We start from the raw sequence: 24,708 nt of genomic DNA, 5'->3' as shown, positions 1-24,708 counted from the left end.
TAACGGAGGGATGAAGTGATGAAATTTTTTCTTGACACTGCAAATGTTGACGAAATAAGAGAAGCTAATGCATTAGGTGTAATAGCAGGTGTTACTACAAACCCATCTCTTATTGCAAAAGAGGGAAGAGATTTTAAGGAAGTAGTAAAAGAAATTACTCAAATTGTAGATGGTCCTATAAGTGCAGAAGTTATAAGTGACGACCACGAAGGTATGATAAAAGAGGCAAGAGAACTTGCTAAGATACATAAGAATATAGTAATAAAGATTCCTATGACGGCTGAAGGCTTAAAAGCTGTAAATGTTCTTTCCAAAGAAGGAATTAAAACAAATGTGACGTTAATATTTACAGCAAATCAAGCATTACTTGCAGCTCGTGCAGGTGCGACGTATGTAAGTCCTTTTGTAGGAAGGCTTGATGATATAAATACAGATGGGATGCAGATTATTGAGGATATTGTTACGATATTCAATAATTACGACATAGATACAGAGATAATAACTGCAAGTGTAAGACATCCTATACATGTTTTACAGGCAGCAAAACTAGGAGCACATATAGCGACAGTACCATATAAAGTGCTCATGCAGATGGTAAAACATCCGCTGACAGATGCCGGAATAGAAAGATTCAAAGAGGATTGGAGAAAAGCGGGACTTAAAATATGAGGTAAAACATGAAAGAAAGCAGGGTAGATTTAATTCTATCCTGTTTTTTTAAGTTATTTATAGTCAATTTTTAGAATATAGATAGTAAGAGGTGATGCGTATGAAAAAACCTTTTACTATCTTTTTATATTTGTTAGTGATATTTTTTCTTATATATTGGCCTTACTATATGAATCTTTATGAAAAAGGGCAAATACAAGAGAAAAGCCAGGAAGAAAAGGAGTTTAGAGGAATAATAACTTTTTGGGATTTTCCTCATCCATCAATAGGAGATGTGGGAGGATTTGAATTTATAAAAAGAAAAATAGAAGTCTTCCAGTACAAATACCCGGGTGTGGTAATAGATTTTGAGCCTCTTTCATACAAAGACGGATATGAGAAACTGATTAACTCTTCTAAAGATGGTTCTTTGCCAGATATTTTACCTGTGGGTGCAGACTTTTACTTTATTTCAAATGATTATTTAAGCCCTATTAATAAATATATTGACGAAGAACTAAAAAAACAGTACAAAGAAGAAGTTTATAATGCGATAAGCTATAAAGGCAATATTTATGGAATGCCTTTAGGAATGTATACTAATGTGCTTTTTTTAAATGTGGATATGTTTGATGAAAAAGAAATTAAACTTCCTGAAAACGGCGAGTGGAATTACGAAGAATTTGTGGATAGTATGACAAAATTGACTTATACTGAAGGTAAAAAAGATAAAAAATACTTTTATGGATTAGGCATTTCTCTTGCACCTGATAATTATAATTTATGGGGGTTTTTACTTTTAGATGGCGCGAGGGCTTTTGACAAAGAAAAGTATTCTTTTTTTGGTCCTCAAGCAGTTTCAGGTGTGCAAAAAGTTTTAGATTTATTCAATAAATATAACGTGGTCAATCCTTTTTCACTTGATGGAGACAGAGAAAAGTTGTGGCAAGACTTTGTTACTACTAGAAACACTGCAGTATTAGTAGAGGAGAGCTATAAAATAGCGCAGCTTAAAAACTTACAGTCAAAGGGAAAGCTGCTTGAGTTTGATATAGCTATGTACCCCGAAGGGGAAAGTGGCATACCATTGACATTGTCACCTAAAATATATGCCTATGGCATAAAGAAGGAAAAAGATGAAAAAAAGCTTGAGATGGAGTATAAATTTATAAAGTTTCTTACAGAAGACCAACAAAAGGTGATTGAATTAGGTTATGTACCAGTTAAAAAAGATAAAATTATTGAAGACGATAAAATGAAAAGAATTGAATTAGCTATTAGTTATACAAATATCATCCCACGATTTGGCGGATGGAGAAAAATAAACAACACAGTGATGGCAAAAATAAAAGAAGGAATAGAAAATAGCAAAAATGCCTTTGATATAACAGAGGAAATAAAAAATAGTGTAAGTCAGTTGGTGCAGTACAAATAAGGGGTATTATTATTTTTTATTTTTTACTGTGTCATAATACCTAAGAGTATCTCTTAATATTTCTTGTGCTATTGGCGCGGCTACTTCTCCTCCCATATGTCCATTTTGTGTTGGATTTTTAACAAGAACTAATACGGCAATTTTTGGGTTTTCAACTGGTGCAAATCCAGCAAAAGAGGCTACGTATTTTCCAGGAGCGTAATTTTCAGTTGTACCTGTTTTTCCTCCAACTCTATAGCCGGGTACTTGTGCGGCTTGACCAGTACCCTCTGTTACTGTTTTTTCAAGTATATGTCTCATTGTATCGGAAGTTTCTCTAGAGATAACTTGTCTAACTATTTGAGGCTTATATTCTTTAATTATTTTATCACCGTTTTCGATATATTTCACAATATGTGGAGCCATGAGGTTTCCACCGTTTATCACGGCAGAAAAAGCTGTAATCATTTGGATTGGAGTTACAGCGATTCCCTGGCCAAAGGACATAGTAGCGAGGTCAACAGGATATATCTTAGATTTTGGCAAAATCATTCCACTGGCTTCTCCAGGAAGCTCAATTCCTGTTGGAGTACCGAAACCAAAAGCTTGTATGTATTTATAAAAAGTATCAAGACCTAATCGTTCTACTACCTGCATAAAAACTGTGTCACTAGATTTTTCTATGGCTTCTTCAAAGTTTATCTTCCCTAATTTTGTCCAGCTGTTAATTCTATGCCCCGATACAATATAATAACCGGGGTCGTCAAATTGCTCATCAGGTGTAACTACAGCTGATTCCAGCGCTGCGGAAGCAGTTATCACTTTGAATACCGAACCAGGTTCGTAAATACTTGATATTGAAGGATTTGACCAATATTCCTGTGAAGATACCTTTTGGGGATTATTGGGGTCAAAATCAGGCAAATTAGCCATTGCAAGTATTTCACCTGTTTTTGGATTCATAACTATTGCTGTTATACCATCTTCCGGTTTATATTTTTCATAAGCATTTTTTATAGCTTTTTCAGTATAACTTTGTATTACAGAGTCAATTGTAAGGACAATATTATTACCGTTTGTAGGTTTGTAAAACTTGTTTGGGACTCCTATTTTTCTACCTTCTGCATCCACAAGAGAGATTTCACGACCAGGTACGCCACTTAAGTATTTATCTAAAGAATATTCAAGGCCATACAAACCGTTGCCATCAATTCCTGCAAAACCTAATACTTGTGATAGCATTTTGCCGTTGGGATAATTTCTCATAAAAGTATCTTCTACATATATGCCTGGTATGTTAAGACTTTTTATTTTGTTTATATTTTCCAGAGGAATGGACCTGCCAAGTACAGCCCATTCTGAGTTTTTATTTGAAAGAATTTTATAAAGGGAATCTTTGTCCATATTTAAATAACTATAGAGTTCTTCTGAAACTTTTTTGGGTTTTTTATAAATTTAGGAGCCGCAAATACATCTCCTGCTGGAACATTACATGCAAGGATATTCCCGTTTACATCATAAATATTGCCCCGTTGAGGCTTTAATATGACATCAGCAGTACTTTGCCTTTCGACTGCCATGGCAAGTTTTGAAGAATTTATACCCTGTATCCAGATAAGCCTTACAATAAGGGCAAAAATCATGATAGTAAAAAAGATAAATATAACAAAAGTTCGTTTTTTTACATATGATGTCAATTTTATTCTAACCCCTTTTATAAAGATTTTGTTTATTCCAATATAATTATACCATAGATATTTTGTGGGATAATTAGATAAAAAGATAAAAATAATTAAGATTTATTAAATGTTAAGCAAAAATCATAAATCCAAACCGAAAAACAGTCTTTAATATGTAGCCTTTTCACTTGTATTTTTGTTTAAAAAATGTATAATATTATTATAGAGAAAAATTAAATAACGGTGATGAAGCTCACCTTATTGCCGTGAAGGCTAATGGCTTCTACGCGCTTTCGTAGAAGCCATTTTTGTGTGCGCCCGGCATGGGCGATAGCTAGGCGGTGAAAGTCCGCTGTGGGCTTGGTAGTGGGAACCACTAGCCGAGAGCAAGGGTGTCCATCGTGAGGTGGAATCTGAAGGAAGCTTAAGGCAAAATCTCGGTCTGATGAACAAGAACCAGATAAGAGGCTGAATTGGGATGGATGAGTTTGCACATCAAAACAAAGTCCAACACTACCCGAATCCCATACAGTAAATCTGGCAGATATATGAGATGAAAGCAATCGTTCTTACCCGGGGAGGTCTCAAGGATAAGTCATGGAAGTAAAATATGAAGTGACAACCCATACAGTGATGTATGGCTGAACCTTGAGAAGTCAGCAGAGGTCATAGTACTTATCTAGACATGAATAGATAAGGAAGGACTGAACATTAGGAGGTTTCGGAAATCTTATGAACTCGAGAGATATGCGAAGACTGCAGACAACTCAACAAAGAGGCTATCCGTTGGATAGAGAAAGGGAATTTCAAAAGACAACGGAAGTGCATAGTATATCATCGGCGTCAAGGGATGGAAGAAATGATGTACTAAGAATTGTACATAATTCCTAATGAACCGCCGTATACCGAACGGTACGTACGGTGGTGTGAGAGGACGCTGAATAAAATAATTATTCAGCTCCTACTCGATTTATTTTGGCAAAAAAGAGAGGATGAGAATCTGCATGAAGTTAGAATTTATTCCATTGTATGAGGTTTTTGAAAAATATAAGGGAGGGTGTCCAATATGCAAGATTATAAAAGACGAAGAAAAAGCATATTGTGAGCATTTGTTTGAAGATGAAGTTTTAAAAGATCCTGAAATGTATGTCAAAATAAGAGAGACAAATTTCTGCCATTATCATTTGGAATTATTGAATAATTCATATGATAAATTGGGTTTGGCAATTGCATTAAAAGCAAATATCAGTTATAAATTACAGCGGATTACAGACAAACGTAAGTCTTTAAAGAAAAAAAGAGGGAAAGAAACAAAAAACAAATGCCTTATTTGTGATTATTTAAGTGAAAGAGATAAATACCAGATGCACATATTAATGGATATTTTACATGCTGATAAAGAATTTGTTGAAAAGCACAGTGAAGGGTTGTCTAAATTGTGTTTTCATCACCTAAATATGCTTATGGAAAGTGCAAAGGATGTTACACCACAAATTGAGAAAATAATTAAAATAAATGAAACGGCAATTGAAAAAAATATTACTGACCTCGAATGGTTTATAACAAAATTTGATTATAGATTTCAGGATGAACCATGGTATGACTCTAAGGATTCAATTGAAAGAGCATTGAAATTATTGCGAGGTGGCTATTATGATTAGGATTTCTTTTGAAATTACTGATGAAAGCTTTGAAGAAATCAAAGAGTTAGTTGCTGACTTTGAAAAAGACGGTTTTACAGAAGAAGACGCATATAGAGCTATTTTTGAAATGGGGATTAAAGCATATCAAATAGAACGTGATAATCCTAATGAAGATGATTTAAGAAGACAGCTTATTTCTATGGCGTCTAAATACTCTGCAATGAAATTTAAAAATTTTCAGTTGATGCGTGACAACCAAACCCTTGAAATAAGATTAAAAGGTTATGAGTCTGAAAATAGATATCTTAAAAAAACTTTAGGTATAAGGGCTGATGAATGATGAGATATATATGTCCTGTGTGTTTTAAAATAGCTGAAATTGGAGAAGAAAAGTGCTCAAATTGCGGATATGATTTTAAAAATATATCAGATGACGATTATAGTGAAAAACTTATAAAAGCCATAAATCATCCGGATTATAATGTCGCTTATATGGCAGCAAAAATAATTGGAGAACTTAAAATAAAGAAAGCGGAAAAAGTATTGATAGAACATTTACGCAATAATGGGGGTAAAAAGGACCCATATATTGAACAAATTATTGTTTGGGCTCTTGGAGAGATTGGCGAAGAAGAGTCTCACAGGTTTCTTTTAGAAAACAAAGATAAATTCTCAGTTTTAACAAAAAATATCATTGAAAATTCCTTGGAGAAGATTAAAACAAGAGTGGCAAATAAGGAGGGTGAGTCAATTGGAAAATAAAGGAATAAAAAACAATGAGAATAATAACATTAAAGTCTTGGGTTGGGTTGCATTTTTTGGTGGGTTAAGTCAGGATATGATTGTACCTATTTTGCCTACTTTTTATACGCAGATTCTAGGACTGAGTAAAGAGATGGTAGGTTTAATAGAGGGAAGTGTCACTACAGTTGTAAGCCTTATGAGAATAATATCCGGAATAATTTCAGATAAAATTGGAAAAAGGAAATCTATTGTGTTTATTGGATATCTATTCTCTGCCATTGGAAGAGTATTACTGCCATTGTCGAATGGTGCTGCAATGGTTTTTGGGTTGAGACTGGTTGATGGTATTGGGAAAGGTACAAAAGATGCGCCGAGAGATGCGCTTGTGGCAAAATCTTCTAAAATGAAAAATATGGGCTTTTCATTTGGATTTCAAAGAATGCTTGACACATTAGGTTCCTTCCTTGGACCATTGATTACTGCTGGATTAATGATCTTGTTTGCCAAATACATAGACTCTATAAAGTACAGATTAATATTCTTGATTGCTGGCCTTGTAGCTTTTATAACAATAATCCTCATAGGTTTATTTGTAGTGGAGCAAAATGGCGAAAGAGTAAGTTCATCTTTCAAATTAGATTTGTCTGTTTTTAAGGGAAAATTTCTGCTGTTTTTCATTGTAATGCTGATATTTACGCTTGGCAACAGTAGTGATGCATTTTTGATTTTAAGAGCACGCAGTGTTGGTGTAAAAGATTCAACTATACCGATAATTATAGCTATGTTTAATCTATTTTATGCTTTATTATCAGTACCAAGTGGAGTATTGTCTGACAAAATAGGAAGAGTTAATGTAATAAGGTTAGGCTGGATTATTTATGCAGTTACATATCTCGGTTTTGCATTAGCAAAATTGCCGTGGCATATTTGGGTTTTGTACGCGATATATGGAGTTTACTATTCAACAACGGAAGGTGTTGCAAAGTCTCTTGTTGCACATATAGTCGATGATAGTAATAGAGGAACTGCATTTGGGCTGTATAATGCATCGATGGGACTACTCGCACTTCCCGCAAGTTTTATTGCTGGATATTTGTGGGATAAAGTATCTCCTGCTGCACCCTTTTACTTTGGAGCAATATGTTCCATAATGGCAGTTTTTTTAATAACACTGTTTAAAATTGAAAAAAGTTAAAAGTGAGGTGAGAGAAATGCCGTCTGATATAGATTCCTGGGCAAGAAATGTGAGAGACTACAGTGAAATTCCAGAAATGTTTAAATTTTACTATGATTGAGAACTTTAAAGATTCAACCCAGTTTTTAAATGCTATATATGCTCCTGCTGATAGCTGGGGCAGAAAAAAAACAAATGATAAACTTATACTTTTGTATGAAAATAGCATCGTTTTTCTTGAAAGTGTAAAAGGTAATATTAACGTTGTTTCATATCCCATTCAAAATATTAACTATATTGAAAACGGTTCTATATTGTTGTACTCGTGGTTAAAAATAAATGGAGATGTAAATGGTGAAACAAAATCATCTCTTGTTGAGTATAATACTGTTGTTGAAAATATATTTAAGCCTATAATCGATGAATTGCGAATATCATTGTGTGATATAGATGTGCGGGAGGTAGAAGATGAACTACATACTTTTGACTGCTTAAGGGATGTAAACTATAAATTTATGAATTATGCAAAAAAAGCTGTATTGAATGGAGAAAAAGTAATAGATTTTTTATATCAACGGGAAATAAAAGTACCATACCTAAAATTTTTTACAAGAATAAAATCCACTTCTCATATGATTATATTTACAAATAAAGAATTAATAATATTACAAGAAGAAAATGCAAAGTCTATAAAAGATGTAAAATATGGTGGTATATGGATTTACATTCCTGTACATAAGATTTTAAATTCGCACATTGATGAGGAAGAAACTGGGTTTTTAAATTTATCTATTAAGGTATCTGGCTCTAATGTTTTTAAGTCACGATTTGAATCTTCCCAAAAGGAAAAGGTAGAAGGATTAGTTGAACAAATTAACAAAATAGCAAGATACAATCTATTATAATATTAATAAGTTTCAAAAATGTCAACCGTATTATAAACGGTTGACATTTTATCAAAAAATTTATGTCAAACGGTTGACATATAAAAATTAATTAAGTATAATAAGAGTAAATCTAAAAAATTTAAAGAAAGGGGATTGTCATGAAGAGAAAAATTTTATCCATTATGTTGACGTTTGCATTGGTTTTTTCGCTCATGGCAGGCTGTGGTACAAAAAGCAGCGACAATGGAGAAAGTAATAGTACTGCCACGGCAACAAAAACTGTAAAAATTACTTTGCTAAATTCTAAGGGGGAAATTCAGGCTCAATTAGAAGATGCAGCTAAAGCTTTTACAAAAGAAAATCCGAATATTGCTGTAGAAGTCATTCCTGCAGCAGCTGGTCAGTCACCTTTTGAAAAGGTTACCTCCATGTATGCATCTGGTAATGCACCAACAATGGCAATGTTAGATCCAGGTGATATAGCAAAATTCAAAGATAAATTCTTAGATTTAAGCAGTGAAAAGTGGGTAAAAGATGCAATAGATGGTGCTTTAAATGCAGCTACAGTGGATGGAAAGGTTATAGCGTTTCCGTTTGCTGTTGAAGGATATGGACTTATTTACAACAAGGCTGTACTGGACAAGGCTTATGGTGGAAACTTTGATCCGAGTTCTATAAAGACGAGAGATGCTTTAGAAGAAGCATTTAAAAAAGTAGAAGCAACAGGTGCTAAAGCACTAGAAATTTCTCCAATGGATTGGTCTTTAGGCGCACATTTCCTTTCAATAGCGTATGCGGATCAATCTAAAGATCCTGCTCAAGTAGCTCAATTTTTATCAGACTTAAAAGCGGGAAAAGTTGATTTAGCAAATAATAAAGTGTTTAATGGCTTAATGGATACTTTTGACATGATGAAAAAGTACAACATAGATAAAAATGATCCATTATCTCCGACTTATGATAGAGGACCAGAGCTTATTGGTAAAGGTGAAGTTGGATTTTGGTTTATGGGAAATTGGGCATGGCCACAGATAAAAGAATTTGATACTGCAAATGGACAATACGGCTTTATACCTGTACCAATCAGCAATAACCCAGATGACTATGGTAATTCAGGTATACCTGTAGGTGTAACAAAATTTATCGGCATAGATAAAACACAAAATAGTGCTGAGCAGCAAGATGCAGCTAAGAAATTTTTAGATTGGTTGGTATACAACTCTACAGGTCAAGACATGCTTGTGAACAAACTTAACATTATACCTGCATTTAAAAATATAACTTTACAACCGCAAGATCCCCTTGCTAAATCTATTCTGCAGTATGTTAAGAGTGGCAATACTTTAGAGTTTATGACTACATTGCCACCAGACCACTGGTCAAAGTTAGGAGCTTCAATGCAAAAGTATTTGGCAGGCAAAATTGACAGAAAAGGCTTGATTGATGAAATAGAAAATTATTGGAAAAATGTTCAATAATACGTAAGATTTGATTGAATAACGGATAGAATGTTATTGTCTATCCGTTATTCAATATAAAAGTGAAGGAGGATATGAGTGTGGAACAAGAAAAAACTTTGTTGGCTAAACTCAAAACGTACTTGATATTTGCAGGACCTACTACCTTTGCTTTTCTCACAGTAATAATACTACCGTTTTTATATGGAATATATTTAACTTTTACTGATTGGAATGGTATTTCTGCTACACATGCTTTTGTAGGTTTTTCAAATTATTTACAAGTATTTAAAGATAAAGTATTTTGGACATCTTTTTTATTGACACTAAAATATGTATTTTTCACAGTAATATTAATTAATGTCATAGCTTTTTTCTTGGCTTATATGTTAACGAGTGGCGTAAAAGGCCAAAATTTCTTTAGAGCAGGGTTTTTTACTCCCAATTTGATAGGCGGAATATTGTTAGGTTTTATATGGCAATTTATTTTTTCAAACATTTTAGTATATTTAGGAAAATCATATAATATACCAATTTTGTCAGGCTCTTGGTTGTCAGATCCTGACAAAGCTTTTTGGGCTTTGGTTATTGTGACAGTTTGGCAGTATACTGGTTATATGATGGTGATATATATTTCAGGTTTTATGAATATACCGAGAGATTTGTTAGAAGCAGCAAGTATAGACGGAGCAAATACTTATCAAAGACTAAAAAATGTGATACTTCCATTAATGGTACCTTCTTTTACTATAAGTGTTTTTTTGACTTTACAAAGAGGGTTTATGGTTTACGACATAAACTTGGCTTTGACAAATGGAGGGCCTTACAAAAGCACCGAACTCATATCTCTTCACATATATAACACTGCTTTTTTAAGTCAACAGTATGGTATTGGTCAAGCAGAAGCGTTTTTCCTCTTTTTTGTAGTAGCGGCTGTCACGTTGCTTCAAGTGTATTTTAGCAAAAAGCTGGAGGTGGAAAACTAATGGAAAAAAATAATCGCCTACTTAACGGCATAAAGTTTTTTGCTTTAAGTGTTTTTTTGGTGCTTTATATATTTCCATTTTTTATAGTTTTAATTAATTCTTTTAAAGAGAGAAAGGAAATACTAGAAAATCCACTTAAACTTCCGTCGGTGCTGAATCTAAGCAATTACCTTGATGCTTTTACAAAAATGAATTATATGCATGCTTTTTTAAATTCTTTGATTATAACTGCTTTTAGTGTATTTTTGATTACGTTGTTGTCATCAATGACTGCTTATATATTTGTGAGAAAAAAGTGGAAATTTAATCAGTTTATGTTCTTCTTTATGGTGGCGTCTATGATTATTCCTTTTCAAGGGATAATGATACCCCTTGTAAAAATATATGGTTCTATCGGCATGATGAATAGCAAATGGGCATTGATTTATATGTACGTAGGTTTTGGTGCATCTTTGGCTGTATTTATGTATCACGGTTTTATAAAGAGTATACCACTGGAATTAGAAGAAGCTGCTATGATTGATGGAGCCGGTCAGCTTAAAACTTTTTTTACAATTGTTTTTCCACTTTTGAAGCCTGTAACAACAACAATTGCTATCTTGGATATTTTGTGGATATGGAATGACTTTCTATTGCCATATTTAGTACTTATGGCACCAGAGCAGAGGACTCTACCGCTATCTGTTTTCTATTTTTATGGAACTTACACGATTGAATATGGGCCTGCTATGGCAGCTCTTATGTTAGCTACTATTCCTGTAATAATTGTATATTTACTAATGCAAAAGCAGATTATAGAAGGCGTTTTAAAGGGTTCTATAAAATAAAGGTCTGGAGGTAGTAGAATTGGAATTGATAAATATAAATGACGCAAATAAATATATTCAAGAAAATAAGTGTAGATTAAATTTGCAGTATAGATTAAAATACCATCTAATGGGTGAATATGGTTGGATCAATGACCCTAATGGATTTATATATTACAAAGGTAATTACCATTTGTTTTATCAGCACAACCCTTATGATGCAGTTTGGGGTCCAATGCATTGGGGGCATGCTATTAGTAAGGATTTGGTTAAATGGACTTATCTTCCAATAGCGTTAGTGCCGGGAGAGGATTTTGACAAAGATGGGTGTTTTTCAGGTAGTGCCATTGAAAAAGACGATATGTTATGTTTACTGTATACTGGACACATATATACAGGACCTGATAAGAGTAAAGATTATAGACAGGTTCAAAATTTGGCTTACTCGAAAGATGGCATTAATTTTATAAAATATAGTAAAAATCCTGTAATTGGAGAAAAACAAATTCCAGAAGAAGCAAGTAAAAAAGATTTTAGAGACCCTAAAGTTTTTAAAAACGGACAGTATTATTACATAATGTTAGGTTCAAATGATGGAAAAGGACACGGGCAGGTATTATTGTATAAATCAACAAATTTAAAAGATTGGGATTTTGTAAATATACTGGCGAGAGGGAATGAAAACACAGGTTACAATTGGGAATGTCCTGATTTATTTGAATTAGATGGAAAATATATATTAATGGTTTCAGTGGAAAGGGAAAACCGCTCATCTATTTATTTTGTGGGAGAGTTTGAGATAGAGAAAGGTATATTCAAATTTGATATAGATGACTATCAACCGATTGACTATGGATTTGACTTTTATGCCCCACAAACTACTAGTGATGAACAGGGAAGAAGGCTTATAGTTGCATGGATGGATACGTGGGGGGAAGTTATGCCAACACAGGAAAGAGGCCATAATTGGGCGGGAGCCATGACATTACCAAGGGAAATTTTAATGGTTAATGGTAAATTATATTTTAGGCCGATTAAAGAAATAGAAAACTACAGAAAAAATCATTATAAGCTTACAAACTTAATGATAGATGGAGAAAAAAACTTAAACACATGTGGTGAGAGTTATGAACTTGAAGTTGAGTTTGAGGCGGACAAAGCAGAGGAATTTGGTTTAAAAATAAGAAAAGGTGATAATGAAGAAACTGTTTTATCATATAAAAGATATGAATCATTATTTATATTTGACCGCAATAAATCAGGTATAGGACCTAAAGGAGAAAGGAAAATAAATGTAGCTTTAAAAAATAATAAACTTAAACTCAGAGTATTTGTAGATGTAAGTTCGGTTGAGATATTTATTAATAATGGGGAAAAAGTAATGAGTGGAAGGATATATCCTAGCAAAGATTCGGTAGATATATCTTTATATTCCAAAGGGGAGTGTAAAATTAATTATTTAAATAAATGGGATATTGTTGTAAATTAAATTTATGATAAATTTAAAGTGAGTGTTACCACAGTGTAAAGTAAAATCTATGTGGGGTGATTATAATGTATGATGTTGTAGCTTTAGGTGAGTTGCTGATCGATTTTACTCCTGCAGGGTTTTCTGATAATGGAAATACACTATTTGAAATGAATCCTGGGGGTGCACCTGCAAATGTGTTAACTGCTGTTACAAAATTAGGAGGTAAAGGTGCTTTTATAGGTAAAGTAGGTGATGACCAATTTGGATATTTTTTAAAAAAAGTGCTTGAAAATAATCAAATTAATACTGACGGTTTAAAATTTACTACAAAAGCAAATACAACTCTTGCTTTTGTGCATCTTGATGATAAGGGAGACAGAAGCTTTACTTTTTATCGGAATCCGGGAGCTGACACAATGTTGGAAGAAGAGGATATTGACCTGGATTTAATAGAGAAAGGGAAAATATTTCATTTTGGGTCTTTATCTATGACAGATGAACCCTCAAAAAGTACCACATTAAAAGCTATTGAATATGCAAAACAAAATAAAAAAATTATTTCATATGACCCAAATTGGAGACCACCTTTATGGGAAAATGAAACTGTTGCGAAAAAAGAAATGGTTTTGGGATTACAATATGCAGATATAGTGAAATTATCTGAAGACGAACTACAATTTCTAACTGGAGAATCAAGCTTGGAATATGGCAGTAAAACATTATTTGATATGGGGATAAAACTAGTTTTAGTAACTTTAGGAGCAAAAGGTTGTTATTATAGACATACATCAGGCACAGGACATATACCTGCATATCGTGTAAATGTGGTAGATACAACAGGAGCTGGAGATGCTTTTTTAGGAGGAGTTCTTTATAATATATCAAAAATAGATTATCCCCTAGAGAAATTAAAAACTCAAGAACTCGAAAAAATTATTGACTTTGCTAATGCTACCGGTGGCCTATGTACAACTAAAAGAGGAGCAATTCCTGCAATGCCAACGTTAGAAGAGGTAAAATATTTACTAGTACATGGTGTAAAATCGTTGTAAAATATGCCATCATGAAGACTTTAATTGTAATGACGATAAAGGTATAATAGAAGAGGAGATAAAAAGTGGTATTAGAAGGTGATAGACATGCCAACTATAAAAGACGTAGCGAAAAAAGCAGGAGTTACTGTTACGACTGTATCAAGGGTTTTAAATAACAGAGGCTATATAAGCGAGGTAACGAGAAAAAAAGTCTATGAGGCGATGAAAGAATTAAATTACCAGCCTAACGAATTAGCAAGGTCCTTATACAGAAAAAAATCCTATTTAATAGGTTTATTAGTTCCAAATGTATCGCACCCTTTTTTTGCAGAATTGACCGGTTATATAGAATATTATGCTTATCAAGAAGGTTATAAAATTTTGTTGTGCAATTCTGGGCAAGATAGTAGCAAAGAAAAAGGATATATAGATATGCTGAAAAGACATCAAGTTGATGGTATAATTATTGGCAGTCATACCTTAGAAGCAGAGCAATATTTAAATGTGAAACTTCCTATAGTAGCAATTGATAGATATTATTCCAATATACCTTATGTAGCTTCAGACAATTATAAAGGTGGAATTTTGGCTACAAAACTTTTAATACAAAAGGGATGTAAAAAAATCGCCCACATAAGCGGACCGTTGATTTTGAATACACCAGCTAATAACCGTTATAAAGCCTTCAAAGATGTAGCAACACAAGAGGGTGTGGAACATTACGTTGTAGAAACAAAATTAAATAGGTTTGAAATAGATGAATATAAAAAAATAGTAAGAGGCCTTTTTAAAGAACATCCAGATATCGACGGCATATTTGCTAGCAGTGACTTAATTGCTGCTTCTGTAATAAGTGTGGCAAAAGAGTTAAATAAAAAAATACCTCAGGATTTGAAAATTGTAGGTTATGATGATATAAATGTTGCTAATTTGGTAGTTCCATCTTTAACAACCGTAAAACAGCCAATTAAAGAAATAGCAAGAAAAGCTATTGAACTTTTGTTACGCCAAATAGATGGTGAAAAGGTGGAAAAAGAAAATATTTTGCCTATAACTCTGATAGAGAGGGAGACTACGTAATTTTGACCTCTCTTGACTTTTTTATTGAATTAAATGTATAATTTTATGTGCCGGCCTCAATATTGACTTAAATGGAATATACCCCTGTATGGTATTTTGAAGGTGTAAAAAGCTTGTAGAAATACTATTATGGGGGTGAGAAGATGGAAAGTCTACAAGATATAGCGCGCCAAATCTACCAAAAAACAGGGGTTATGACTTCCTCTAAGGATGTGGAAAAAATATTGTCAGCTGCTGCAGCAACTCCGCATTTTTGGGAGATTATAACCTTATCTCAAAAACCTTTTTCAGTTGTAGCAGAAATAATTGAGTTACTACGTCAAAAAAATTTGTTGGAAGTTAAGAAAAATGGAAATATAAAATTTAATTCTAAAGGTTTAGAATATCTCAATGGCTTTAAAATAGCTCCAAAAAGAATATATACTTGTTACGCGTGTGAAGGACGAGGGATAGACCTTTCTAAATTAGAAGACTTGATTAAAAAATTTGACCAAGTGACAGAAAATCGCCCAAAAGCTATTAGCGATTATGACCAAGGTTTTGTTACGACACAAACAGTGGTAAGCAGAATAGCTCTCATGGCTGAAAGAGGAGATTTAGAAGGAAAGAAACTTTTAGTTTTAGGTGATGATGACCTTGTAAGTATAGCTGCAGGACTTTCAGGTATGCCAACTGAGATTATAGTGATGGAAATAGACGATAGGCTAGTGCAATACATCAATGATGTGGCAAATGAATATAATCTGCCTATAAAAGCTATGAAATACGATTTTAGAGACAAACTACCAGAAGAATATGTAGGGTATTTTGATACTTTTATTACTGACCCGCCAGAAACAATAGAGGCTTTGGAAATTTCCATAGGAAGAGGGATTTCTGCTCTTTCTAAAGTAGGGTGTGCGGGGTATTTTGGACTGACGTTGATAGAGGCCTCATTGGAAAAGTGGAATGTTTTCCAGCAAATTTTAGCAAGCAAATTTAAAGTAGTTGTGACCGATATAATTCATGACTTTAACCATTATGTAAACTGGGATTACCTTTTAAAAACTGTTGGCAAGGATTATACCTTTGTGCAAGTAGAACCGAAACTTAATTGGTACAGGTCTTCTATGTATCGTGTAGAAACCTTAAAAGATTCAAAAGGAATTGAAAATGAGTATAAACCTTGTGAGTTATACGTAGACGAAGAGGCTTTAATTTACAAAGGAAAGAAAGCATAGGCTTCCATGTAGCCCATGGAAGCCTATATTTATGTGCGCCCGGCATGGGCGATAGCTAGGCGGTGAAAGTCCGCTGTGGGCTTGGTAGTGGGAACCACTAGCCGAGAGCAAGGGTGTCCATCGTGAGGTGGAATCTGAAGGAAGCTTAAGGCAAAATCTCGGTCTGATGAACAAGAACCAGATAAGAGGCTGAATTGGGATGGATGAGTTTGCACATCAAAACAAAGTCCAACACTACCCGAATCCCATACAGTAAATCTGGCAGATATATGAGATGAAAGCAATCGTTCTTACCCGGGGAGGTCTCAAGGATAAGTCATGGAAGTAAAATATGAAGTGACAACCCATACAGTGATGTATGGCTGAACCTTGAGAAGTCAGCAGAGGTCATAGTACTTATCTAGACATGAATAGATAAGGAAGGACTGAACATTAGGAGGTTTCGGAAATCTTATGAACTCGAGAGATATGCGAAGACTGCAGACAACTCAACAAAGAGGCTATCCGTTGGATAGAGAAAGGGAATTTCAAAAGACAACGGAAGTGCATAGTATATCATCGGCGTCAAGGGATGGAAGAAATGATGTACTAAGAATTGTACATAATTCCTAATGAACCGCCGTATACCGAACGGTACGTACGGTGGTGTGAGAGGACGCTGAATAAAATAATTATTCAGCTCCTACTCGATTATCCGTACAAGCACAAGACAAACTATAAAATCATATATAAAAATGAGTATATAAAATTTTAGTGAAAAGAGTGATTGCTATGAAAGAAGAAAAAGAAGGGTTTAATGCTTATTTGTTTGTTATTGTACTCTCGTTGATTCTCTATTTCGGTTTAGGCTATGCAAGGCCTGAAGAGCCAGCGATAATAATTTTTCCACTGCCAATAAGATGACATAAAAGTTATAGGGGGAGAAAATACATGTTATCGTCTGATAATTTGGAGTCCCAATTGAAAGATTTGCTATTAAAGTTAGGAATAAAAGAGAATAATGGTGATATTGTAGAAGATGATAAAAATAAAAATAGTGGAGAACCTGAAAATGAAACTGGCGATGATTCAAACAATGGAAATAACGACAAAAATAATGGTGGAAAAGATGACAAGGGTGGAGAAGGGGAAGATAAAGCAAAAAAAGGAGTTTTAACTCCTTCTCAAATAATGGTTATTTTAGGAATATTAAGCGGGGCTCTTGAACCTATCTCAATAATTGTGGATAGAAATCAAAATGTGCAAATTATTTTATCAGGTACATTGAGAGAAAAAATAGAATCAAAAGAAGGCACACAACCCAAAGATGAGAATTTTTTAGATAACGCAATAAAAGCTTTGCTTTAAAAAGCATAGTTAAAATGTCATTTTTTAGCACTTATTACTATGAAAGAGCCTTTACCAAAGCCATGTCTTACAGGTTCTTTTTCTTTTATTTCATCAAGTTTTTTAAAAATGGTCTGTGAGAAATTGAAATTTTTAAATCCTGCTTCGTAAAGCAATTCAACTATTTCACTTGTAGAATAAAATGTCGCTTCTTTGTAAAATAGACTTTTTTCCTTATTTGCTTGATATATTTTGCCAATTGTACTCTCTCTATCTACAAAGCCTATTAAAATTGTACCGTTATTTTTAAGGACTCTAAAACATTCTTTGAAGGATTTTAGCACATCATCTACAAAACATACAGTCGTCACCATTAAGACCAGGTCAAAAGAGTTGTCACCAAAAGGAAGATTTTCTGCTACTCCATCTACTACATTAAGGCCACGCTGCATAGCTATTTTTCTCATTTCTGAAGAAGGTTCAACGCCATTTTTTATATTAAAAGGTACCGCAAATCTTCCTGTGCCAATTCCTACTTCTAATCCCTTTTCAAATTTCGGCATGAGTAATTTCACTGCGTCTAATTCCGATTGATAGGCGTATTTATTTTCCAAAAACCACTCTTCATATCTGTCAAAATGTTTTTCAAAAGCAGATATTTTAGGCATAATTTTTCATCCTTTCTAAAACTTTTTTCTATTTTATTCTTCTTGTCTTTTAAAATTTATAGACTTATTCTTTGGAAGTCACACTTTAAAAGTCAAACACATTCTTTAATAAATCTTCCCTTTATTTCATTATATCATATAACAGAAATATACTGCACGCATATCATTTAGCTTTTGCTATCTTGCAAAGTTTTTACATTTTGGGTATAATGATATTGACAATTGTATAAAAAGTGATGGAACTCACTTCAACCGCCGAAAGGCTGATAGTTCCTACTTGGTGTAAAAACCAGTAGGAACTATTTTGCTTTTTAGGGGGTGATAGTAAGGTAAAAAATGTCACTCCATATCTGAATTTCGATTATACTGTGGCTAGGAGGTGAGGTTATGAAGAAACAATATGACCAGATTAAAAAAAGTCTAGATGTGATATTTGAAAAAATAGAAAGAATATCAAAAGATATCAATATTAAAGCAATAGGAGAAGCTGTTTCAGAAGTTAAAAATAAGTTTTGCAATAATATTTTTTATCTTATGGTATTAGGTCAATTTAAAAGGGGAAAATCAACATTTACTAATTATATGTTAGGAGCTGATATACTTCCAACAGGTGTTGTCCCTTTAACATCTGTTATAACAAAAATCAAATATAGCACTGATATATGGGCGAAAGTTCTATATAATGATGGCAGAAATGAAAATATTGACATTAAAGAATTGGATTTGTATTGCACAGAAAAAAACAATCCTAAAAACATAAAAGGAGTCAAGGAAATACATATAGGATATCCTTTTGAGTTTATAAGTAATGACGTAGTGATCATAGATACACCGGGAATTGGTTCAGTCTATAAACATAATACAGATGTTGCATATAGTTATATAAATAAAGCTGATGCTGTGATTTTTTTGCTTTCAGTAGATCCTCCTATAAGTGAACTGGAAAAAGAGTTTTTGTCTAAAGTATCTGAAAATGTCAATAAAATATTTTTTGTTTTAAATAAAATTGACTATGTAAATGAAATGGAGTTAAGGGAAATAATTAATTTTAATGAAAATATTGTAAGAGAAATTGCAAAGAATGATAGCATTAATATTTATCCGATTTCTGCTAAATTAGCATTAGAAGGGAAAATATCAAAAGATGATAATGCGATTGAAAAGAGTAGAGTCCAAAAACTTGAAATTGATTTGCAAAATTTTCTAATGAAAGAAAAAGAAAAAGTATTGCTTGAAAGCTATGCCAAAAACATTGAAAGAATTATTTCGATGTGCCAAACTTTTTTTGAAAGCAGTATAAAATTGAGACAAGTTCCATTAGAGCGTCTTGAGTCTAATATAAAAGCATTTGAGAACTTTATTAAAGAAGTTGAAAAAAACAAAAAAGAAATATCACTATTGTTTCAAGGCGATATGAGAAATATTTTACAGAATTTTGATGAAAAGGTGGAAGAATATAAACAGTTTATCAGTATCAGAGTATCAGAAAAGATAAAAGAGTATTACCATAGTATCCGTGACCTTAGCCGTATTAATCAGAAAAAAGAGCTTGAAAAGTACCTTGAAAAAGCTATTATAGAGGAATTTGAAAAATTAAAAGGTCGCATTGAAAGAGACATTGAAGAACAGTATAGTAAAGCTTTGTCTAATTATCTTTTACGGCTCAATGCAGTCATTGATGAGGTAAAAACAGTAGCAAACGAATTGTTTGGCATAAATCTGGAATATTTTAGAAGTGCAGGTGGCATTACTGCGGAGAGTAAATTTACATACAAGATAGGATATGATGTTGGGGCATTGGAAATTGACCCTGTGTATTTTACCTATTTTTTGCCTAAAAAAGTTGCTGGAAAAATTATTTTAAAAAGGATTTTAGATAGAGTAGCAATTGATGTTGACAGAAACATAGGTCGCATTCGTTATGATTTATTAACAAGGATTGAAGAAAGTTTTAGTGAATTTGAAAAAGATATGAATTTTAAATTACAAACGATGTATGATACTATAAAAGAACTACTTGCTAAGTCAATAAAGGATTATAAATTTGATAGAGATAGCTTCGAAAGAGAAAAAGCTTGTTATCAGACATTGCTAAAAGATATTGAAAAAATACGTGAAGAATTAGAGCATGTTTTAAATATGTTGAAATAATATAGTGAAGTATATAAGTGAAAGAATTTAAAAATTCAACAATAAAAAATATTTTTTTGGGTAAAATATTATTGACATAAGTCCAAAACGGTGATATTATATAGCTAGGTAATGGTCATATGACCAAAATAAAAAAGAGGAGGGATTGATATGCCAAGAGGAGATGGAACAGGTCCAATGGGATTAGGCCCAAGAACAGGAAGAGGCTTAGGATATTGTTCAGGATATAATGTACCTGGTTATTTAAATCCCGTAAGAGCATACTGGGGATTTGGTAGAGGCTTCGGTTGGTTCGGCAGAGGAAGAGGATTTAGACATATGTACTATTTAACAGGACTTCCTGGTTGGGCAAGAGGATGGTATGGTTATGGGTATCCTCAATATCCTGGCTACAATATAAATGAAAAAGATGTTTTAAGTGCTGAAGCAAAATATTTGGAAGACCAATTAAAATATATAAAAGAAAGATTGGACCAATTAGAGAAAAAAGATGATAAAAAAGAGGAATAATTAGTTTTAAAAGTCGCAGTCACGCAAGTGGCTGCTTATTTTTATGCTTTAATTTGATATAATTTGGCTAAAATGCTAGTACCATTTTTGTTTAATGATAGTGCAAAATTATCGGAGGTAGGAAGGCTAACATTTTGCACACGAGAAGCGACTTGTGACAGAGAAGCAACTAAACTTAGCGAGATCGAGGGACGCAGGCGGGGCCGCAGCCTTGTGATGCCGGAAGCGGGAACCTTAAGGCTAGATGCCGATTGTGCCCGGAACCCCGCCGGCGTCTGAGATCGAGCGCTAGTTTAGCCTGCTCTGTCACCGGAGCAAGCTGTGCAAAATGTTAACTTTATACATACTATATTTTATATTGTTACGAAAATTTTGCTAAAATGATTGTCACTATCACTAAAAATTATCCTACAGTATCTTGATACTATCTTGCTTTATAAATTTATTGACATATGACAAAAATAATAATATATTAATTAATGTAAGTAACATATGTCAATAATGAAATGGAGGATGCAATATGAAAATAGCTATTTCCTCAGAAGGAAAAACTCTTGAAGCTAAGGTGGATTCAAGATTTGGACGAGCTCAATATTTTATTATAGTTGATAGTGAGACGATGGATTATAAAGTTATTGACAACGCTGCAGTAGCCCAAAGCAGTGGTGCGGGAACTAAAGCGGCACAGACTCTTATAGATGAAGGCGTGCAAGTTCTTATCTCAAGTAATGTAGGACCAAACGCTATGGAAGTATTTAAAGCAGCAGAAATTCCAGTTTATAAAGCAGTAGAAGGAGATGTAAAAACAAACATAGAGCTTTTTAAAAATGGAAGTCTTGAAAAGATAACAGAAGCGACAAATCAAGGACATCATCATCACTAAAAGGAGCATTGAAGATGAGAAGAGTCAAAATTTCTGTATTGAGCGGTAAAGGTGGGACAGGGAAAACAACCGTTTCTGTCAACCTTGCGAAAACTTTTAATAATAGCGTGTATGTTGATTGCGATGTAGAAGAGCCCAACGGCTATTTGTTTTTAAATCCTCAAATAGAAGAGGACAAAACTGTTGAAGTCATAATACCTGAAATAAACAACGACAAATGCACTTTATGTGGTGAGTGTGTAAAAGCGTGTAGATTTGGAGCATTGACAAAATTAATCAAAAAAATTCTTGTATTTGACCATTTATGTCATTCCTGCGGAGCTTGTTTTGAGATGTGCCCTTATGATGCCATAGTAGAAAAATATAAACCTATTGGTACGATAAGGAAGGGCAAAGCCCAAAGCATAGATTTTATAGACGGAAAATTAAATTATGGAGAGGCCACTGGAGTGCCTATTTTAAAAGAGATTAATAAATTGATTGAGAATGCAGATAAACCTGTAATAGTGGATAGCCCTCCCGGGACTTCTTGCCCAGTTATACATTCTATTGAAGGAAGTGATTTGTGTATTCTGGTTACAGAACCTACTCCTTATGGTTTGCACGACTTTGATTTAGCTGTACAGCTTGTAAAGCAGATGGGCATTCCTATGGCCGCTGTCATTAATAAAGCTGGGGAAGGGGACAATATTATCGAGGAATACTGCGAAAAAGAAGGGATAAAAGTTTTAGCGAAGATTCCTTTTAAAAAAGAGTTTGCAGAGGCCTATTCAAAAGGAAAATTATTGATTGAGGTTGATGAAGAGGCAAAAGAAATATTTGAGAAGTTGACAACTGATGCATTGGAGTTGATAAAAAAATGAAGCAGTTAGCAATTTTAAGCGGGAAAGGTGGTACAGGGAAGACCACAGTTGCCACTACTTTGAGCACCATTGTTAAAAATAAGATTATGGCAGATTGTGACGTAGAAGCTCCTAACCTAAATATAGTTTTGCAGGGGGAAATAATAGAAAAACAAGACTTTTATGGAAAAGAGACGGCGGTTATAGATAGAGACAAATGTATTGAATGTGGACTTTGCGAAGAACTTTGTAGGTTTGACGCTATTTCAAATTTTGAGGTATATCCTTATTATTGTGAAGGTTGTGGCCTTTGCATGTATAAATGCCCTGTTGAAGCGATTAAATTGGTAGAGGAAAAAACAGGCCATGTAATATATGCCAAGACAAAGTCGGAAGAAAAAGTAGTGTATGCAGAGCTTTTTCCTGGAGCAGATGGTTCAGGAAAATTGGTGACAGAGGTGAGAAAGAAGGCGAAGGAAGTAAGTGATGACAACGATGAGTATTTGATAATTGATGGAACTCCAGGAATAGGATGTCCTGTCCTTGCTTCTGCTACGGGTGTAGATTTGGTATTAATTGTTACAGAACCTACACTTTCTGGTTTTGCTGACATGAAGAGAGTATTGTCAGCGATAGAAAGCTTTAAAATTCCTTCCGTGGTGTGTGTCAATAAATGGGATTTAAATAAAGAAGTATCACAACAAATAGAAAAATATTGTGAGGAAAACAACATTGTGGTTGTTGGGAAAATAGATTTTGATGAAACAGTTGTAAAAGCTTTAAAAAATTTACAAAGCTTAAGTAGTTATCCTGACAGCACTGCTTACCAGCAAATTTATAAAATGTGGCTTAGGATTAAAGAAATTTTAGATGAAGGGGTGGAAAGTAAATGAAAATTGCTGTTGCTTCAGAAGGCGAAGAAGTTTCAATGCATTTTGGACATTGTGAAGGTTTTTGGATTTTTGATGTGGAGGATGGTAAGATAAAAGACTCTACTTTTTTACCTAATCCCGGTCATAGACCAGGATTTCTCCCAGAGTTTTTAAAAGACAAAGGAGTTGATTGTATAATTTCTGGAGGAATGGGGACTAGTGCTATTGAGCTTTTTAATAGTTATGGAATAGATGTAATAACTGGCGCTGAAGGAAATGCTACAGAAGTGGCAGAGAAGTACATCAATGGTACTTTGATATCTTCTAACAGTCCTTGTGAAAAACACGAACATCATCATTAAAGAAGGGAGGAGAGAATAATTGGAAATACAAGTGCTTATAGAAAATGTGGTTTTTAATAAAAATTTTGTAGCAGAACATGGATTATCAATTTTAGTAAAAAAAGATGATAAAGAAGTTTTGGTGGATACCGGCCAGAGTGAAAACTTTATAAAAAATTGTGGTTTAATGGGTATAGAGGTAGAAAGAATGCAAAAAGTGGTTCTCACCCATGGGCATTATGACCATATTGGTGGGCTCAAAGGTTTGCTTGAAAAGAATCCCAATGTAAAAATATATGCTCATAAGCGGATTTTAGATAAAAAATATGCATTGAGGAAAAATGGAAATATAGATGAGATAGGTTTTAACTTAGCAATTTACAATAAATACAAAAATAATTTTGTGCTAATAGAGGAAGATACAGAAGTAGAAAAAGATTTTTTTGTGATCACAAGCACTGACATAGTTTATGACAATGAATTCACTACTAAGAATTTTTTAATTGAAGAAAAAGGAGAAAAAATAAAGGATAATTTTTTAGATGAGGTTTTTGTGGTAGTAAAAGAGGAAGATGGAATTAATGTAATTACGGGATGTTCCCATGCAGGTATATTAAATATTTTGGGAACGGCAAAAAGGCGTTTTGAAGGAAGTTCTCTCAAGTCATTAATTGGAGGTTTTCATTTAAGAGGTATGCCAGAAGAAGAAATCATAGAAATAGCCAAAAAAATAGATAGCTATGGAATAAAGAAAATATATACAGGTCATTGCACGGGAATAGACGAATATGGGATTTTAAAATCAGTGCTAAAAGACAAACTGTCCTATTTAACTACGAGTTCTTCCATTATTGTTTAAAACCTTAATAAGT

At 33.5% G+C, this 24,708-nt stretch carries 26 protein-coding genes, 1 pseudogene and 2 riboswitches; of the genes and pseudogenes, 25 read left to right on the top strand and 2 right to left on the bottom strand.

Annotated features, from left to right (window positions below; all coding sequences use genetic code 11):
- Positions 1-18: 18 nt before the first annotated feature.
- Positions 19-669, top strand: coding sequence for a fructose-6-phosphate aldolase (gene fsa, locus THEWI_RS09300; protein WP_014063218.1), 651 nt, complete (start codon positions 19-21; stop codon positions 667-669).
- A gap of 100 nt (positions 670-769) precedes the next feature.
- On the top strand, positions 770-2,083 hold the full coding sequence (locus THEWI_RS09295; RefSeq protein WP_014063217.1) for an ABC transporter substrate-binding protein: 1,314 nt from the start codon (positions 770-772) through the stop codon (positions 2,081-2,083).
- A 9-nt stretch (positions 2,084-2,092) separates the two neighbouring features.
- Here THEWI_RS09295 and THEWI_RS09290 read toward each other — a convergent pair.
- A pseudogene (locus THEWI_RS09290) lies at positions 2,093-3,759 on the bottom strand (peptidoglycan D,D-transpeptidase FtsI family protein).
- A gap of 215 nt (positions 3,760-3,974) precedes the next feature.
- Positions 3,975-4,034: riboswitch (Fluoride riboswitch) on the top strand.
- 439 nt (positions 4,035-4,473) lie between these two features.
- Between THEWI_RS09290 and THEWI_RS14245 the strand changes: the two are divergent.
- From THEWI_RS14245 to THEWI_RS09215, 16 genes are all read left to right on the top strand, one after another.
- Entirely contained in the window at positions 4,474-4,632 is a 159-nt protein-coding gene (locus tag THEWI_RS14245; RefSeq protein ID WP_014062067.1) for a hypothetical protein, read from the top strand.
- A gap of 113 nt (positions 4,633-4,745) precedes the next feature.
- Entirely contained in the window at positions 4,746-5,402 is a 657-nt protein-coding gene (locus tag THEWI_RS09280; protein WP_014063215.1) for a DUF6062 family protein, read from the top strand.
- Positions 5,395-5,724 carry a hypothetical protein gene (locus THEWI_RS09275; RefSeq protein ID WP_014063214.1) on the top strand — a complete coding sequence of 110 codons (330 nt, stop codon included), beginning with the start codon at positions 5,395-5,397 and terminating at the stop codon, positions 5,722-5,724. The genes THEWI_RS09280 and THEWI_RS09275 overlap by 8 nt, the downstream gene beginning before the upstream one ends.
- Entirely contained in the window at positions 5,721-6,146 is a 426-nt protein-coding gene (locus THEWI_RS09270) for a HEAT repeat domain-containing protein (RefSeq protein WP_014063213.1), read from the top strand. The genes THEWI_RS09275 and THEWI_RS09270 overlap by 4 nt, the downstream gene beginning before the upstream one ends.
- The gene (locus THEWI_RS09265; RefSeq protein ID WP_014063212.1) at positions 6,136-7,323 is read left to right on the top strand and encodes an MFS transporter; all 1,188 of its coding nucleotides are present in this window, start codon (positions 6,136-6,138) and stop codon (positions 7,321-7,323) included. The genes THEWI_RS09270 and THEWI_RS09265 overlap by 11 nt, the downstream gene beginning before the upstream one ends.
- Positions 7,324-7,385: 62 nt before the next feature.
- On the top strand, positions 7,386-8,207 hold the full coding sequence (locus tag THEWI_RS09260; protein ID WP_014063211.1) for a hypothetical protein: 822 nt from the start codon (positions 7,386-7,388) through the stop codon (positions 8,205-8,207).
- Between the two features lie 140 nt (positions 8,208-8,347).
- Positions 8,348-9,667 carry an ABC transporter substrate-binding protein gene (locus tag THEWI_RS09255; protein WP_014063210.1) on the top strand — a complete coding sequence of 440 codons (1,320 nt, stop codon included), beginning with the start codon at positions 8,348-8,350 and terminating at the stop codon, positions 9,665-9,667.
- 80 nt (positions 9,668-9,747) lie between these two features.
- Entirely contained in the window at positions 9,748-10,632 is an 885-nt protein-coding gene (locus THEWI_RS09250; protein WP_003870826.1) for a carbohydrate ABC transporter permease, read from the top strand.
- The gene (locus tag THEWI_RS09245; RefSeq protein ID WP_014063209.1) at positions 10,632-11,459 is read left to right on the top strand and encodes a carbohydrate ABC transporter permease; all 828 of its coding nucleotides are present in this window, start codon (positions 10,632-10,634) and stop codon (positions 11,457-11,459) included. The genes THEWI_RS09250 and THEWI_RS09245 overlap by 1 nt, the downstream gene beginning before the upstream one ends.
- 19 nt (positions 11,460-11,478) lie before the next feature.
- Positions 11,479-12,927, top strand: coding sequence for a glycoside hydrolase family 32 protein (locus tag THEWI_RS09240; protein WP_014063208.1), 1,449 nt, complete (start codon positions 11,479-11,481; stop codon positions 12,925-12,927).
- A 65-nt stretch (positions 12,928-12,992) separates the two neighbouring features.
- Complete coding sequence (locus THEWI_RS09235) at positions 12,993-13,961, top strand: carbohydrate kinase family protein (protein ID WP_014063207.1); 969 nt, start codon at positions 12,993-12,995, stop codon at positions 13,959-13,961.
- Between the two features lie 87 nt (positions 13,962-14,048).
- Positions 14,049-15,023 carry a LacI family DNA-binding transcriptional regulator gene (locus THEWI_RS09230; RefSeq protein ID WP_014063206.1) on the top strand — a complete coding sequence of 325 codons (975 nt, stop codon included), beginning with the start codon at positions 14,049-14,051 and terminating at the stop codon, positions 15,021-15,023.
- A 143-nt stretch (positions 15,024-15,166) separates the two neighbouring features.
- Positions 15,167-16,243, top strand: coding sequence for a bis-aminopropyl spermidine synthase family protein (locus THEWI_RS09225; protein ID WP_014063205.1), 1,077 nt, complete (start codon positions 15,167-15,169; stop codon positions 16,241-16,243).
- A gap of 453 nt (positions 16,244-16,696) precedes the next feature.
- Positions 16,697-16,855 (top strand): hypothetical protein, encoded by a 159-nt coding sequence (locus THEWI_RS14240; RefSeq protein WP_014062067.1) that lies wholly within the window; start codon positions 16,697-16,699, stop codon positions 16,853-16,855.
- 141 nt (positions 16,856-16,996) lie between these two features.
- Positions 16,997-17,146 (top strand): hypothetical protein, encoded by a 150-nt coding sequence (locus THEWI_RS14235; protein ID WP_156786937.1) that lies wholly within the window; start codon positions 16,997-16,999, stop codon positions 17,144-17,146.
- 27 nt (positions 17,147-17,173) lie between these two features.
- On the top strand, positions 17,174-17,590 hold the full coding sequence (locus tag THEWI_RS09215) for a hypothetical protein (RefSeq protein WP_014063203.1): 417 nt from the start codon (positions 17,174-17,176) through the stop codon (positions 17,588-17,590).
- Positions 17,591-17,607: 17 nt separating this feature from the next.
- Here THEWI_RS09215 and THEWI_RS09210 read toward each other — a convergent pair whose 3' ends face one another.
- Positions 17,608-18,237, bottom strand: coding sequence for a class I SAM-dependent methyltransferase (locus THEWI_RS09210; RefSeq protein ID WP_014063202.1), 630 nt, complete (start codon positions 18,235-18,237; stop codon positions 17,608-17,610).
- Positions 18,238-18,460: 223 nt separating this feature from the next.
- Positions 18,461-18,520, top strand: a riboswitch (Fluoride riboswitch).
- Between the two features lie 104 nt (positions 18,521-18,624).
- Here THEWI_RS09210 and THEWI_RS09205 point away from each other — a divergent pair.
- The 7 genes from THEWI_RS09205 to THEWI_RS09175 all read left to right on the top strand — a co-directional run bounded on the left by THEWI_RS09205 (position 18,625) and on the right by THEWI_RS09175 (position 24,695).
- Positions 18,625-20,388: a dynamin family protein gene (locus THEWI_RS09205; protein WP_014063201.1), complete on the top strand. Its 1,764-nt coding sequence runs from the start codon at positions 18,625-18,627 to the stop codon at positions 20,386-20,388.
- A gap of 150 nt (positions 20,389-20,538) precedes the next feature.
- Positions 20,539-20,898, top strand: coding sequence for a DUF5320 domain-containing protein (locus THEWI_RS09200; RefSeq protein WP_014063200.1), 360 nt, complete (start codon positions 20,539-20,541; stop codon positions 20,896-20,898).
- A gap of 520 nt (positions 20,899-21,418) precedes the next feature.
- Positions 21,419-21,781: a NifB/NifX family molybdenum-iron cluster-binding protein gene (locus tag THEWI_RS09195; RefSeq protein WP_014063199.1), complete on the top strand. Its 363-nt coding sequence runs from the start codon at positions 21,419-21,421 to the stop codon at positions 21,779-21,781.
- Positions 21,782-21,795: 14 nt separating this feature from the next.
- Positions 21,796-22,644 carry an ATP-binding protein gene (locus tag THEWI_RS09190; protein WP_014063198.1) on the top strand — a complete coding sequence of 283 codons (849 nt, stop codon included), beginning with the start codon at positions 21,796-21,798 and terminating at the stop codon, positions 22,642-22,644.
- Positions 22,641-23,516 (top strand): ATP-binding protein, encoded by an 876-nt coding sequence (locus THEWI_RS09185; protein WP_014063197.1) that lies wholly within the window; start codon positions 22,641-22,643, stop codon positions 23,514-23,516. The genes THEWI_RS09190 and THEWI_RS09185 overlap by 4 nt, the downstream gene beginning before the upstream one ends.
- Entirely contained in the window at positions 23,513-23,857 is a 345-nt protein-coding gene (locus THEWI_RS09180; RefSeq protein ID WP_014063196.1) for a NifB/NifX family molybdenum-iron cluster-binding protein, read from the top strand. The genes THEWI_RS09185 and THEWI_RS09180 overlap by 4 nt, the downstream gene beginning before the upstream one ends.
- 19 nt (positions 23,858-23,876) lie before the next feature.
- Complete coding sequence (locus tag THEWI_RS09175; protein WP_014063195.1) at positions 23,877-24,695, top strand: MBL fold metallo-hydrolase; 819 nt, start codon at positions 23,877-23,879, stop codon at positions 24,693-24,695.
- Positions 24,696-24,708: the final 13 nt, after the last annotated feature.

This window comes from Thermoanaerobacter wiegelii Rt8.B1, from assembly GCF_000147695.2.
GTDB lineage: Bacteria > Bacillota > Thermoanaerobacteria > Thermoanaerobacterales > Thermoanaerobacteraceae > Thermoanaerobacter > Thermoanaerobacter ethanolicus.
The sequence above is the reverse complement of the archived record's forward strand: the minus strand, read 5'-3'. Positions and strand labels throughout refer to the sequence as shown.